General features: G+C 72.9%; 10 protein-coding genes. 1 reads left to right on the plus strand and 9 read right to left on the minus strand.

Translation table 11 applies throughout. The annotated features are described in order from the left end of the window. Positions 1–5: 5 nt before the first annotated feature. From ACIQKA_RS25955 to ACIQKA_RS25995, 9 genes are all read right to left on the minus strand, one after another. Positions 6–1,265, minus strand: a complete 1,260-nt coding sequence (locus ACIQKA_RS25955) for a pseudouridine synthase (RefSeq protein WP_383153023.1) — start codon at positions 1,263–1,265, stop codon at positions 6–8. Further along, complete coding sequence (scpB, locus tag ACIQKA_RS25960) at positions 1,265–1,822, minus strand: SMC-Scp complex subunit ScpB (protein WP_386366353.1); 558 nt, start codon at positions 1,820–1,822, stop codon at positions 1,265–1,267. Before scpB ends, ACIQKA_RS25955 begins: the two co-directional genes overlap by 1 nt. A 50-nt stretch (positions 1,823–1,872) precedes the next feature. Continuing rightward, the gene (locus ACIQKA_RS25965) at positions 1,873–2,658 is read right to left on the minus strand and encodes a segregation and condensation protein A (protein ID WP_383219504.1); all 786 of its coding nucleotides are present in this window, start codon (positions 2,656–2,658) and stop codon (positions 1,873–1,875) included. A 577-nt stretch (positions 2,659–3,235) separates the two neighbouring features. Then, a complete protein-coding gene (locus ACIQKA_RS25970) occupies positions 3,236–3,721 on the minus strand; it encodes a hypothetical protein (protein ID WP_383153128.1) in 486 nt (161 codons plus the stop codon). Next, positions 3,718–4,743 (minus strand): ParA family protein, encoded by a 1,026-nt coding sequence (locus ACIQKA_RS25975; RefSeq protein ID WP_366377801.1) that lies wholly within the window; start codon positions 4,741–4,743, stop codon positions 3,718–3,720. Before ACIQKA_RS25975 ends, ACIQKA_RS25970 begins: the two co-directional genes overlap by 4 nt. 448 nt (positions 4,744–5,191) lie before the next feature. Then, positions 5,192–6,307, minus strand: coding sequence for an alanine dehydrogenase (gene ald / locus ACIQKA_RS25980; protein WP_383434772.1), 1,116 nt, complete (start codon positions 6,305–6,307; stop codon positions 5,192–5,194). A gap of 148 nt (positions 6,308–6,455) precedes the next feature. Then, the gene (locus ACIQKA_RS25985; RefSeq protein ID WP_383153015.1) at positions 6,456–8,441 is read right to left on the minus strand and encodes an NB-ARC domain-containing protein; all 1,986 of its coding nucleotides are present in this window, start codon (positions 8,439–8,441) and stop codon (positions 6,456–6,458) included. A 234-nt stretch (positions 8,442–8,675) separates the two neighbouring features. After that, positions 8,676–9,302 carry an NUDIX domain-containing protein gene (locus tag ACIQKA_RS25990; RefSeq protein ID WP_383159120.1) on the minus strand — a complete coding sequence of 209 codons (627 nt, stop codon included), beginning with the start codon at positions 9,300–9,302 and terminating at the stop codon, positions 8,676–8,678. 112 nt (positions 9,303–9,414) lie between these two features. After that, entirely contained in the window at positions 9,415–11,064 is a 1,650-nt protein-coding gene (locus ACIQKA_RS25995) for a CTP synthase (protein ID WP_351971411.1), read from the minus strand. Positions 11,065–11,584: 520 nt separating this feature from the next. Between ACIQKA_RS25995 and ACIQKA_RS26000 the strand changes: the two genes are divergently transcribed. Then, positions 11,585–13,387, plus strand: coding sequence for a glycoside hydrolase family 15 protein (locus ACIQKA_RS26000; protein WP_383159118.1), 1,803 nt, complete (start codon positions 11,585–11,587; stop codon positions 13,385–13,387). Positions 13,388–13,455 lie beyond the last annotated feature (68 nt).

Raw genomic sequence — 13,455 nt, forward strand, 5'->3', positions numbered from 1 at the left:
CGGCCTTACATGCCGACTTCCTTCATCAGCATGCCGACCTCCGTGTTGGTCAGGCGGCGCAGCCAGCCCGACTTCTGGTCGCCCAGGGCGATCGGGCCGAAGGCGGTGCGGACCAGCTTCTCGACCGGGAAGCCCGCCTCGGCCAGCATCCGGCGCACGATGTGCTTGCGGCCCTCGTGCAGGGTGACCTCGACCAGGTAGTTCTTGCCGGTCTGCTCGACCACGCGGAAGTGGTCGGCGCGGGCGTAGCCGTCCTCCAGCTGGATGCCGTCCTTGAGCCGCCGGCCGACCTCGCGGGGCAGCGGGCCGGTGATGGCGGCCAGGTAGGTCTTCTTCACGCCGTACTTCGGGTGCGTGAGGCGGTGGGCCAGCTCGCCGTGGTTGGTGAGCAGGATGATGCCCTCGGTCTCCGTGTCGAGCCGGCCGACGTGGAAGAGCCGGGTCTCGCGGTTGGTGACGTAGTCGCCGAGGCACTGGCGGCCGTCCGGGTCCTCCATGGTGGAGACGACGCCGGCAGGCTTGTTCAGCGCGAAGAACAGGTGCGACTGGGTGGCGACGGTCAGGCCGTCCACCTTGATCTCGTCCTTCTCCGGGTCGACGCGCTTGCCCTGCTCCAGGACGATCTCGCCGTTGACCTCGACGCGGGCCTGCTCGATGAGCTCCTCGCAGGCGCGGCGCGAGCCCATGCCGGCGCGGGCGAGGACCTTCTGCAGCCGCTCGCCCTCCTGCTCGGCGCCGGGGAAGGTCTTGGGGGTCTTGATCTCGGGCCGGTTCTCGTACCGGTCCCGGTTGCGCTGCTCGATCCTGGCGTCGAGCTCGCGCGAGCGGGCCGGGGCCTGCCGCTGGCCGTGCGGACCGCGACGGGGCGGGACGCCGCCCTGCGGGGCCTTGGGACCGCCCTTGGCGCCGCCGCGGGCCGCGGAGCCGCGGCCCTTCTTCGGGGCCTCGGCGGGCGGGCTCACGTCGTAGGAGCGCTCCTCGGGGCGAGGCCGGCGCGGGTTACCGGGACGCTTCTGGTCGTCACGGCCGCCGCCGCCCTGGTAGCCGCCGCCCTGGTAGCCGCCGCCACCGCCGCGGTGACCGCCGCCTCCGGAGCCGCTGCCGCCACGGCCGCCACCGCCGCCGCCGGAGCCCCGGTAGCCGCCGCCACCGCCGGCGCCGCTGCCGCCACGGCCGCCACCGCTGCTGCCGCCGCGGCCGCCGCTGTTGCCACCACGGCTCCCGCCGTTGTTTCCGCTGCTGTTCCTGCCGCTGCTGCTTCGCATCAAAGTTCCGTCTTGTCGTCTACGTCTGCGTCGGGTTCGAACGACGGGACGCCTTCGAGGGAGTCCGGCTCGACCGCCTCCGCCTCGGGGAGGAAGGGGGCGAGCTCGGGGAGTTCGTCCAGGCCGCGCAGGCCCATCCGTTCCAGGAAGTAGTTCGTCGTCCTGTACAGGATCGCACCTGTTTCGGGTTCCGCGCCCGCCTCCTCCACCAGACCCCGCTGGAGGAGGGTCCGCATCACGCCGTCGCAGTTGACCCCGCGGACCGCCGAGACGCGGGAACGGCTGACCGGCTGGCGGTACGCGACGACCGCGAGGGTCTCCAGGGCCGCCTGGGTGAGCCGGGCCTGCTGGCCCTCCAGGACGAAGGCCTCGACGGCCGGGGCGTACGCGGGGCGGGTGTAGTAGCGCCAGCCGCCGGCGACCTGGCGCAGCTCGAAGCCGCGGCCCTGGGCGGTGTACTCGCCGGCCAGCTCGCGCAGGGCGTCGGCGACCTCCCGGGGGGCGCGGTCGAGGACCTTGGCGAGGTGGGCCTCGGTGGCGGGCTCGTCGACGACCATGAGGACGGCTTCGAGGGAGGGCTTGAGGTCGGTGTCGGCGTCGGGGGCGCTCACGCGCGGGCCTCCGTTTCCTGTCCGGGTTCCTGGTCGAACTCGTCGGTGACCGCCGCCTCCCCGTCCCCGCCGGTCCAGGAGACCGTGAGGTCGCCCAGGGCGGTCTCCTGGTCGAGGGCGACGGCCCGCTCCCGGTAGAGCTCCAGGAGGGCGAGGAAGCGGGCGACGACGGTGAGGGTGTCGCCGGCGTCCTCGATCAGCTCCCGGAAGGCCGCCGTGCCGCGCTCGCGCAGCAGGGCGGCGACCACGGCGGCCTGCTCGCGGACGCTGACGAGGGGGGCGTGGATGTGCTCGACGTACACCTGCGGCTCGGCCCTGGGCTGCATGGCCCTGACGGCCAGCTTCGCGAAGCCCTCGGCACCGACGGAGATGATCACCTCGGGGAGCAGCTCGGCGTGGTGCGGTTCGAGCCCGACGGTACGGGGGTGGCGACGGCCCTCGCTCTCCCAGCGCTCCTCGAAGATCGCCGCGATCCGCTTGTACGCGCGGTACTGGAGGAGCCGGGCGAAGAGCAGGTCGCGGGCCTCCAGGAGGGCGAGGTCGGCCTCGTCCTCCACCTCGGCGACGGGCAGCAGCCGGGCGGTCTTGAGGTCCAGCAGGGTGGCGGCGACCACGAGGAACTCGGTGGTCTGGTCGAGGTCCCCGTCGGGCCCGAGGGCGCGCAGGTGGGCCATGAACTCGTCGGTGACCCGGGAGAGCGCGACCTCGGTGACGTCGAGCTTGTGCCTGGTGATGAGCTGGAGCAGCAGGTCGAAGGGCCCCTCGAAGTTCGAGAGCCGCACGGTGAACCGCCCGTCGGCGCCGACGGGCTGCTGCTCGGGCCCGTCAGGGGCCCGGTCCGGCCCGTCAGGGGCCCGATCGGGCCCGCCGGGCGTCTGCTCGGGTTCGTCGGGGGTACGCCCGGCTCCGTCACGCGTCCGTACGGTCCCACCGGGCACGGGCACGGGCACGGGCGCGGGCGCGGGCCCGCCGGAGGCCTGCTCGGCACCGCCGCACGTCCGTACGGTCCCACCGGGCACGGGCACGGGCGCGGGCCCGGTCCGCTCGCCGCCCTCCTCGTCCGCCCCGGCCCATACGGCCCCGGCCGCAGCCCGCTCGGGCGGCGCGGAGGCCGCGGCGAGGGCCGCGAGGGCTCCGGGGGCCCCGGGGGTCCCGGACGCGGCCCCTACGGGCCTCTCGGGGGCTTCGGGGGCCTCCGGGCCCGGCTCGCCCGGCTCCGGCCCCCGCGGGGGTCCCGCGCTCCCTCCGCGCCCCAGGGCGCGGCGCGGCGGGCGGGACGTTTCGTCGGGGGCGGAGTCGGGGGCGTGGTGCATGGGGGTCCAGGGGGGAGCGGGGAGCGCGGCAGCCCGCAGGCTATCGTCAGCGGCCGCGCAGACGGCGGACGAGGATGCTCGCGTCGCCGCGGGACTCCAGGTCCGCCAGGACGACCGCGACGGCCTCCCGGACGATCCGGCCCCGGTCGACGGCGAGGCCGTGCTCGCCGCGCAGCACGAGCCGGGCGTGCTCCAGGTCCATCAGCTCCTCGGCGGAGACGTAGACCGTGATCTTCTCGTCGTGGCGCTCGCGGCCGCTGGGCCGCCGGCTCGCGGTGCGCCCGCCGCCGCGCCGCCGGGACGCGGCGGCCTGGGCGGGGGCGGCGGCCGGAGCCGCCTTCTCGGTCTCGGGGGACGTCCGGGCGCGCGGTTCCGCGGCCTCGGAGTCCGCCGCCGCGTGCTCCGCGGAGCCCTCGGCCGCCGCCGGGTCGCTCTCACCCGCCGGTGCCGGGACGGCCCGGCGGGGTGAGGACGCCTGGAGCGCCGTGCCCCCGGTCGTACGGAAGAGTTCGTCGGCGCCGGGCAGACTCACTCGGCGTGACACCGGGCGAGCACCTCCCTGGCGAGCTGGCGGTAGGCGGCGGCGCCCACGGAGTTGGAGGCGTACGTGGTGATGGGCTCGCCGGCGACCGTGGTCTCCGGGAAGCGCACGGTCCGCCCGATGACCGTGTGGTACACGTGGTCGTCGAAGGCCTCGACGACGCGCGCGAGCACCTCGCGGCTGTGCACGGTCCGGGAGTCGTACATCGTGGCGAGGATGCCGTCGAGCTCCAGCTCGGGGTTGAGCCGCTCCTGCACCTTCTCGATGGTCTCGGTCAGCAGGGCGACGCCGCGCAGCGCGAAGAACTCGCACTCCAGCGGCACGATGACCTTGTGAGCGGCCGTCAGGGCGTTCACGGTCAGCAGGCCGAGCGAGGGCTGACAGTCGATCACGATGTAGTCGTAGTCGTTCATCAGCGGCTTCAGGGCGCGCTGGAGCGTGGACTCGCGCGCGACCTCGCTGACGAGCTGGACTTCGGCGGCCGAGAGGTCGATGTTGCTCGGCAGCAGGTCCATGTTGGGCACGGCGGTCTTCAGGAGGACCTCGTCCGCCGACATGCCCCGCTCCATGAGCAGGTTGTAGACGGTGAGGTCGAGCTCCATCGGGTTCACGCCGAGGCCGACCGACAGGGCTCCCTGCGGGTCGAAGTCGACGAGCAGGACCCGCCGTCCGTACTCGGCGAGCGCGGCGCCCAGGTTGATGGTCGACGTGGTCTTGCCGACGCCGCCCTTCTGGTTGCACATCGCGATGATCTTCGCGGGTCCGTGGTCGGTCAGCGGACCCGGGATCGGGAAGTACGGCAGGGGCCGTCCGGTGGGGCCGACCCGCTCGCGGCGCTGGCGGGCAGCGTCGGGCGCGAGGGTGGCCGCGTACTCCGGATCGGGCTCGTACTCGGCGTCGGGGTCGTAGAAGTGCCCCTCGGGCACCTCGTCGTAGGCGGCGAAGTGGGTGGACTCTCGGCCCATCTCGTTGCCGGCCGTGGCGTTCACGTGTAGGCCGTCCATCGTCTTCATCGTGTGGGCTGTCGTCACGGGCTGGTGCGTCGCGAAGGTCCGCACCGCGACGGAGCCGATCGGAGCTCCCGGCGCACCACTCCCGGGAGTAAATGTCGACTCATTCACAAGTCGTCTTACCTCCTTGAGTGTGACCGGGAACATTTATCGATAGGTCAGCGTGGCACCATGCCGACGGTTGGCGACTCTATGGCGTGTCACCGGTCCGCAGCAACACAATCCGCCGGACCCGGCCCGATGTGTCGGCAACCGAACACGTCTCTGTCAAGGGCGCGCGGGCACGCATCCGTACGTTTCCGGGGTGTGCGAAACGGTTAAAGACTTACGTTCGCCGCGAGTTGCCCGAACGTTTCGGCGTGGCCGGAGACACAGCCGGCCGGACCTTGTCGACAAGGTCCGGCCGGGTGCGTGGTATTGACGGCGCGCGTTGACGGCGGTGCCGCGGGGGTCAGCCCAGGAGGCTGGTCAGCTCGGCGTGCGGAAGGCCGTGCGCCTCGGCGACCTCCTTGTAAACCACCTTGCCGTCATGGGTGTTGAGGCCCAGGGCCAGGGCGGCGTCGCGGCGCAGGGCCTCGGCCCAGCCGTTGTTCGCCAGCGACACGATGTAGGGCAGTGTGGCGTTGGTGAGCGCGTAGGTGGAGGTGTTCGGGACCGCGCCGGGCATGTTGGCGACGCAGTAGAAGACCGAGTCGTGAACCCGGAAGGTCGGCTCGGCGTGGGTGGTCGGGTGCGAGTCCTCGAAGCAGCCGCCCTGGTCGATCGCGATGTCGACAAGGACACTTCCGGGCTTCATCTTGGCGACGAGCTCGTTGGTGACCAGCTTCGGGGCCTTGGCGCCCGGAATGAGGACGGCGCCGATGACGAGGTCGGCCTCGACGACGGCCTTCTCCAGCTCGTAGGCGTTGGAGACGATCGTCTGCACCTTGGTGCCGAAGATCTTGTCGGCCTCGCGGAGCTTGTTGATGTCCTTGTCGAGCAGGGTCACGTGGAAGCCCATGCCGACGGCGATCTGGGTGGCGTTCCAGCCGGAGACGCCGCCGCCGATGACGACCGCCCTGCCGGCGTGGGTGCCGGGGACGCCGCCGGGCAGGACGCCGCGGCCGCCGGCCGAGCGCATCAGGTGGTAGGCGCCGACCTGCGGGGCCAGGCGGCCCGCGACCTCGGACATCGGGGCGAGCAGCGGGAGCGCGCGGTTGGCGGTCTCGACGGTCTCGTACGCGATGGCGGTGGTGCCGGAGGCGAGCAGCGCGTCGGTGCACTCGCGGGAGGCGGCGAGGTGCAGGTAGGTGAAGAGGGTCTGGTCCTTGCGGAGGCGGTGGTACTCCTCCGCGATCGGCTCCTTGACCTTGAGCAGCAGGTCGGCGGTGGCCCAGACCTCGTCGGCGGTGGGGAGGATCTCGGCGCCGGCGGCGACGTACTCCGCGTCCGTGATCGAGGAGCCGACACCGGCGTTCTGCTCGACGAAGACCTGGTGGCCGTGGCGGACGAGCTCGTGGACACCGGCGGGGGTGATGGCCACGCGGAACTCGTTGTTCTTGACCTCGCGGGGGATGCCGACCTTCATCGTCGATCACGGTCCTTGAATCAGGGAGGGATAAATGGCGCACTGCGATACATACCCGGATGCATGACGGCGCACCGGGGCAGACCGCGTTCGAACGCGGCGGACCCAGTCTAATGAAGGAGTTCCCGCTGTCTAGCCTTTCAAAGTACTAATCTTCGACGGACCCACTGCGGATTTCGCAGGCAGATGGTTCCGTTTCCAGCAGTCTCTCCGCTCCGGCCCGGTGCAGACGGGCCGCCGCCGGGTCGCCGAGCCGGTCGAGGGTGTCGGCGAGGCGCAGCCGGAGCGCCGCCTGGAGCCGGGTGTCCTCGGCCCGGCGGGCCCACTCCACGGCCTCCTCGCAGGTCCGCAGGGACTCCTCGGGCCGCCCGGCGTACTCCTGGACCCGGGCCGCCTCGCTCAACGCCCTCGCGTAGCCCGGGAGATCGGAGAGCCGGCGGTAGCCGGCGGCGGCGGCCCGCCAGTTCCGCAGGGCCTCCCCGTACCGCCCCGCGTAGGTCTGCACGGCGCCGAGGCGGGCGTACAGCCGGGCCTGGTCGGCGCGCTCGTCCCGGGCGAGGCGCTGGGCGAGCGCCCGTCCGTACCAGTCGCCGGCCCGCTGCCAGTCCCCCAGCTCCTGATAGGAGCCCCCTACGGATTCCATCGCCCGACCGGTCGCGTACGGGTCATTTGCTGCGCGTCCGGCCTCCAGGGCCGACCGATACCGCAGCAGAGCCTCCTTCGTTCTGCCGGTGCGGGCGTCGAGGTCGGCGAGGTTGAGCAGGGCCGCGGCCCGCTCGCGGTGCAGTCCGCGCCGCTCGGCCACGTCCAGGACGAGCCGGTGCAGCCCGTACAGCTCGGGGGCGGCGGCCTCGGCGCCCCGGTGCGCGGTGAGCGCCCGGACCAGGGAGGCGATCAGGCGGCGGGCCAGGGTGTCGAGCTCCCCGTCGGCGACGGCGAGGCGGGCGGAGGCCAGCAGGACGGGTCGCCGGGAGTCCAGCCAGACGGCCCCGGCGGCGGCGTTCGGGAAGCGCAGGGCGCGCGGCAACCCGGCCAGCTTCTTGCGGGCGGGCGAGCCCTCGGGCTCGGTGACCGCGCGGCAGGACTGGAGGAGCCGTACGGTCCGCTCCAGCATCCGGGCCCGGGCGAGCTGCACCTCGGCGGGCCGGTCGCGCTCCTCCAGTTGCGCGCGGAGGAGGGGGACGAGATGGGCGCGCACCTCGTACTGCCCGTCCTCGCGGGCCTGGACGAGCCCCAGGGCCTCGAAGTCGGCGAGCGTGGTGGCGGCGGCCGAGACCGAGCAGCCGGCCAGGGCGGAGGCGGTGTGGGCGTCGGCCCGGCCGAGCGGGGCGAGGACCAGGAACCGCAGTATCCGGGAGGCGGTGGCGGGCAGTGCCTCGTGGGCGAGCAGGAAGGCCCGGGTGAGGGGGTCGCCGCCGAGCCCGCGCAGCCGCTTGGCGAGGTCGGCGACGGAGGACTTGGGGTGGGTGGAGAGCCAGCCGCCGGCGAGGACGACCGCGGCGGGCAGTCCGCCGCACTCCTCGACCAGGGTCTCGGCGGCCTGCGGGTCGACGGTGACGCGGACGGAGCCGGTGAAGGAGGTGAGCAGTTCGATGGCCGACTTGGGGTCGAGGCCGCCGAGGGTGCAGGGCCGCACGTCGGGGATGCCGGTGAGCGGGCCTCCGGCGACCCCGATCACCAGGGTGCCGGGCTCGTCGGGGATCAGCGGGTCCGCCTGCTCGGCGTCGACGGCGTCGTCGAGGACCAGGACGGCCCGGCGCCCGGCGAAGGCGCCGCGGACCAGTTCGGTCAGCTCGTCCTCGGCGGCGCCGGGCGGCTCGGCGACCCCGAGGGCGGCCAGCAGCTCCTGGGCGGCCCGGCCGGTGGGGACGGGCTCGCCGCCGGGGTCGGTCAGCCGGACGCGGAAGATCCCGTCGGGGTACCGGTCGGCGATGTCGGCGGCCAGTTCCTCGGCGAGGGCGGTGCGTCCCGAGCCGGGCCTCCCGGCGACGAGCAGGACCCGGGCGCGGGGCGCCTTGCGGCCGGTGAGGGTGTCGAGGCCGGTCCGTTCGATGTCGGCGCGCAGGGCCTTCAACTCGCGCTGGCGGCCGAAGAACCGCCGGCTGCCGGTTGTCGCCACCGCCTGATCCGTCACGGGCCACGCTCCCGTCCACCTGCGCACGAGCCGATCCCGCGGGAGGGGCTCCGCACGGGCGTTTCCGAGCGTAGTTCAGCGCACGGCGCGTACCCGGCGGAGCAGGGCGGACACATCCCCCGATCGGATCAGCAGATCTTCCGACCGGACCGCTCCCCTCGGCGGAGCGGGCGCCGGAACCGGGGCGCGTCCGGCGGACCGGGGCCGGACGCGCCCCGGTTCGCCGGACGCGCCCTACGCCTCGAACGGGCGGGCCGGCCAGGGCGCCTCCGCCGGACGGAGGGCGTCGAGGCCGTCGCCGGCGCGGGCGGCGGCCAGCGCCAGGACGCCGGTCACCAGGCAGTTGTTGTGCAGGTCGCCCGCGAGGACGCCCCGGACGAGGTCCGCGAGCGGCACCCGCGCCACCTCCATGTCGGCCTCCTCGTCGGCCACCTCGAAGCGCTCGCCCTCCGCCTCCGAGAGGTCCCGCGCGAGGAAGATCCGCACGGCCTCGTCGCTGCCGCCCGGGGAGGTGTAGAAGTCGGTCAGGACCCGCCAGTCCTCCGCCTTGACGTGCGCCTCCTCGTACAGCTCGCGCCGGACGGCGTGCAGCGGGTTCTCACCGGGCACGTCGAGCAGCCCGGCCGGGATCTCCCAGAGCTTGTGCCGCACCGGGTGCCGGTACTGCTTGACCAGCAGCACCCGGTCCTCCGCGTCCAGGGCCAGGACGGCCACCGAGCCGGGGTGGACCTGGTAGTCGCGGCGCGCGACCGTGCCGTCCGGCATGACCACGTCGTCCGTGCGGACGCCCGTCTTCTTGCCCTGGAAGGGGGTCGCCGTCGCGGCGATCCGCCACTCCTGCGGGGTGTCCTGCAACTCCATCAGCCGTCCTCCCGTAGACGAACACGTGCGGCACGCGCACCGCGCGGACACACGAAAACCGGGGTGCGGGACCCGAACGGGCCCGCACCCCGGCAACGTTAACGCCTGCGCCCTACTTGCCCGTCTTGCGCTCCACCGCGGCCTTCACCAGACCGGCGAAGAGCGGGTGCGGGCGGGTCGGGCGGGAGCGGAGCTCCGGGTGCGCCTGGGTGGCGACCAGGTAGGGGTGGATCTCGCGCGGGTACTCGACGTACTCGACGAGCTTGTTGTCCGGGGAGGTGCCGGAGAAGACCAGGCCGGCCTTCTTCTCCAGCTCCGCGCGGTAGGCGTTGTTCACCTCGTAGCGGTGGCGGTGGCGCTCCTCGACGTACGGCTCGTCGCCGTAGACCTCGCGGACGATCGAGCCCTCGGCGAGCTTCGCCGGGTAGAGGCCCAGGCGCATCGTTCCGCCCAGGTCGCCGGCGCCCTCGACGTACGCGAGCTGCTCCTCCATCGTGGAGACGACGGGGTGCGCGGTGGCCGGGTCGAACTCGGTGGAGTTGGCCTCGGGGATGTCGGCCAGGTTCCGGGCGGCCTCGATGACGATGCACTGGAGGCCGAGGCAGATGCCGAGCAGCGGGACCTTGTGCTCGCGGGCGTACTGGATCGCGCCGACCTTGCCGCTCACGCCGCGGTCGCCGAAGCCGCCGGGGACGAGGATCGCGTCGACGTCGCCGAGCTGCTTCTCGGCGCCGGCCGGGGTCTTGCAGTCGTCGGAGGTGACCCACTTGACCTTGACCCGGGCCTTGTTGGCGAAGCCGCCGGCCCGCATGGCCTCGGTGACCGAGAGGTAGGCGTCGGGCAGGTCGATGTACTTGCCGACGAGCGCGACGGTGACCTCGTGCTCCGGGTTGTGGACGCGGTCCAGGAGGTCCTCCCAGACGGTCCAGTCCACGTCGCGGAAGGGCAGGTCGAGCTTGCGGACGACGTAGGCGTCCAGGCCCTCGGTGTGCAGCACCTTCGGGATGTCGTAGATCGACTTGGCGTCGATGGCGGCGACCACGGCGGCCTCGTCGACGTCGCACATCAGCGAGATCTTGCGCTTGATGGCGGTGGGGACGTCGCGGTCGGCGCGCAGCACGATCGCGTCGGGCTGGATGCCGATGTTGCGCAGGGCGGCGACCGAGTGCTGGGTCGGCTTGGTCTTCAGCTCGCCGGAGGGGCCGATGTAGGGCAGCAGCGAGATGTGCACGACGAAGACGTTGTCGCGGCCGACCTCGTGGCGGACCTGGCGGACGGTCTCCAGGAACGGCAGGGACTCGATGTCGCCGACGGTGCCGCCGACCTCGGTGATGACCACGTCGACGTCGTCGGTCGCCATGCGGCGGATCCGGGACTTGATCTCGTTGGTGATGTGCGGGATGACCTGCACGGTGTCGCCCAGGTACTCGCCGCGCCGCTCCTTGGCGATGACCTGCGAGTAGACCTGGCCGGTGGTGACGTTGGCCGAGCCGTCGAGGTCGACGTCGAGGAAGCGCTCGTAGTGGCCGATGTCCAGGTCGGTCTCGGCGCCGTCGTTGGTGACGAACACCTCGCCGTGCTGGAACGGGTTCATGGTGCCGGGGTCGACGTTCAGGTACGGGTCGAGCTTCTGCATCGTGACCCGCAGGCCCCGCGCCTTGAGGAGCGCACCCAGGCTGGAGGCGGTCAGGCCCTTGCCGAGGGAGGAGGCGACACCCCCGGTGACGAAGATGTGCTTGGTCGTCGTGGTGTTGGGCGGCATCGCCAAGAGGGGGCTCCCGTGGTCGCGTTCTGGAGGTGCGTACCGGCGTCCCCTCCGGAAGAATCGGGGGGTGCCGTCGCTGCGGTTGCGGGGTCCTCGGCTGTCGCCGTTTCCCACCGGTCCACGGGGTACCAGGGTATCAGCGACCCGGGGAGACCGCTTCCGGCCACACGCGGCAGCCGGGTGTTCACGGAGGGCGACGCGACCGGGTCCGGCCGGCCCGGGGTGGGGAACGGGAAAGGGGGCGTTCACCCGATTGGAGCAACGACGTTACTGGTGTGATCAACGGGCGGGGCGGGGCGCGACGTATCCTGCTCGGACATGGCCGGCCGAGCCGGCCGGCCGACGACGCCACCGCCTGTCCCCCCGGGGCCGAACGCCCGGGGACCCATCCCGGACCGAGGCTTGTCGCAGACCCCCTGACGGCTGACACACTCGGACCCCGGCCGGCACATGCGGCCGGGCATCTGGAGCAAGCGCCCCGAGGGGCGGACATGGCCGTTCGACTGGAGTGAAGCACGTGGCCGGGCGCATCGAGGATTACGCACTCATCGGAGACATGCAGACCGCTGCCCTGGTCTGCCGGGACGGCAGCGTGGACTGGCTCTGCCTGCCCCGCTTCGACTCCCACGCGATCTTCGCGGGACTCCTCGGCACCGAGGAACACGGATTCTGGCGGGTGGCCCCCGCGGGTCCCGAGGACGCCGACCCGGCCCCGGCCGACCGGCGCCGCTACCGGGGTGACTCCCTGGTCCTGGAGTCCGAGTGGGACACCCCGCGCGGCACGGTCCGGGTGATCGACTTCATGCCCCCGCGCGACGGCGCGCCGCAGCTGATCCGGATCGTCGAGGGCGTCTCCGGCCGGGTGCCGATGCGGTCCGCGCTGCGGATGCGGTTCAGCTACGGCCGGATCGTGCCCTGGGTGCACAAGGTCGGCGACCGCACGGTCGCGGTCGCCGGGCCCGACTCGGTGTGGCTGGACACCGGGGCCGAGACCCACGGCGAGGACCTCACCACGTACTCGGAGTTCACCGTCGGCCCCGGGGAGCGGGTCGCCCTGACGATCTCCTGGCAGCCCTCCCACAAGGAGCAGCCGGCGCTGCCGGACCCCGAGGGGGCCCTGGAGGCGACCACCGAGTTCTGGCGCGAGTGGGTCGACCACTGCACGTACCACGGCCCCTACCGGGAGGCCGTGATCCGCTCCCTGATCACCCTGAAGGCGCTGACGTACGCGCCGACCGGCGGGATCGTCGCCGCCCCGACCACCTCGCTGCCCGAGGAGATCGGCGGCGTGCGGAACTGGGACTACCGCTACACCTGGCTGCGGGACGCGGCGATCACCCTCTCCTCGATGCTGCGCACCGGCTACCGCGAGGAGGCCCGCGCCTGGCGGGACTGGCTGCTCCGCGCCGTCGCGGGCGACCCGGAGAACCTCCAGATCATGTACGGCATCGCGGGCGAGCGCGAGCTGGGCGAGGCCGAGCTCGACTGGCTGCCGGGGTACGAGAACTCCACCCCGGTCCGGGTCGGCAACGGCGCCGCCAACCAGCTCCAGCTGGACGTGTACGGCGAGGTCACCGAGGCCCTGCACCTGGCGCACATGACGGGCCTGTCCCGCAACGACTACGCCTCCCTGCTCCAGCTGAAGCTGATCGAGTACCTGGAGAAGAACTGGGACCAGCCCGACGAGGGCATCTGGGAGGTCCGCGGCCCGCGCCGGCACTTCGTGCACTCCAAGGTGATGGCCTGGGTGGCGGTGGACCGCACGATCAAGCTCATCGAGTCCGGGGACGCCGACGGCCCGCTGGAGCGCTGGCGCGAGCTGCGCGACGAGATCCACCGGGACGTGTGCGAGAAGGGCTACGACAAGGAGCGGAACACCTTCACGCAGTCGTACGGCTCCAAGGAGCTGGACGCCTCGCTGCTGCTGATCCCGCAGATGGGGTTCCTGCCGCCGGACGACAAGCGGGTCATCGGCACGATCGAGGCGATCCAGCGGGAGCTGTCCACGGAGGACGGCTTCGTCCTGCGCTACCCCACGGCGGGCGAAGAGGCCGGCGTCGACGGCCTGGAGGGCGACGAGGGCGCGTTCCTGGCGTGCTCCTTCTGGCTGGCCGACGACCTGGCGATGATCGGCCGGGTCGACGAGGCCCGCACCCTCTTCGAGAAGCTGCTCGCGCTCCGCAACGACCTGGGCCTGCTCGCCGAGGAGTGGGACCCCAGGCTCCAGCGCCAGGTGGGCAACTTCCCGCAGGCCTTCAGCCACGTCCCGCTGATCGACACGGCGCTGCGCCTGACGGCGAGCGGCGCCTACGGCGGCTGAGGGGGCACGGGAGCGGTTGGGGCCCGGCGCGCGGGGGCCGGGCCGCGGCGGAGGCCGGGGAGCACGGG

This window comes from Streptomyces sp. NPDC092045, assembly GCF_044756005.1.
Taxonomy (GTDB): Bacteria; Actinomycetota; Actinomycetes; order Streptomycetales; family Streptomycetaceae; genus Streptomyces.

Bases quoted from the DNA above. Each gene is read 5' to 3' on its own strand.
- ACIQKA_RS25955 (WP_383153023.1), bottom strand. From the start codon at position 1,265: ATGCGAAGCAGCAGCGGCAGGAACAGCAGCGGAAACAACGGCGGGAGC.
- scpB (WP_386366353.1), bottom strand. From the start codon at position 1,822: ATGGTCGTCGACGAGCCCGCCACCGAGGCCCACCTCGCCAAGGTCCTC.
- ACIQKA_RS25975 (WP_366377801.1), bottom strand. From the start codon at position 4,743: ATGAAGACGATGGACGGCCTACACGTGAACGCCACGGCCGGCAACGAG.
- ald (WP_383434772.1), bottom strand. From the start codon at position 6,307: ATGAAGGTCGGCATCCCCCGCGAGGTCAAGAACAACGAGTTCCGCGTG.
- ACIQKA_RS25990 (WP_383159120.1), bottom strand. From the start codon at position 9,302: ATGGAGTTGCAGGACACCCCGCAGGAGTGGCGGATCGCCGCGACGGCG.
- ACIQKA_RS25995 (WP_351971411.1), bottom strand. From the start codon at position 11,064: ATGCCGCCCAACACCACGACGACCAAGCACATCTTCGTCACCGGGGGT.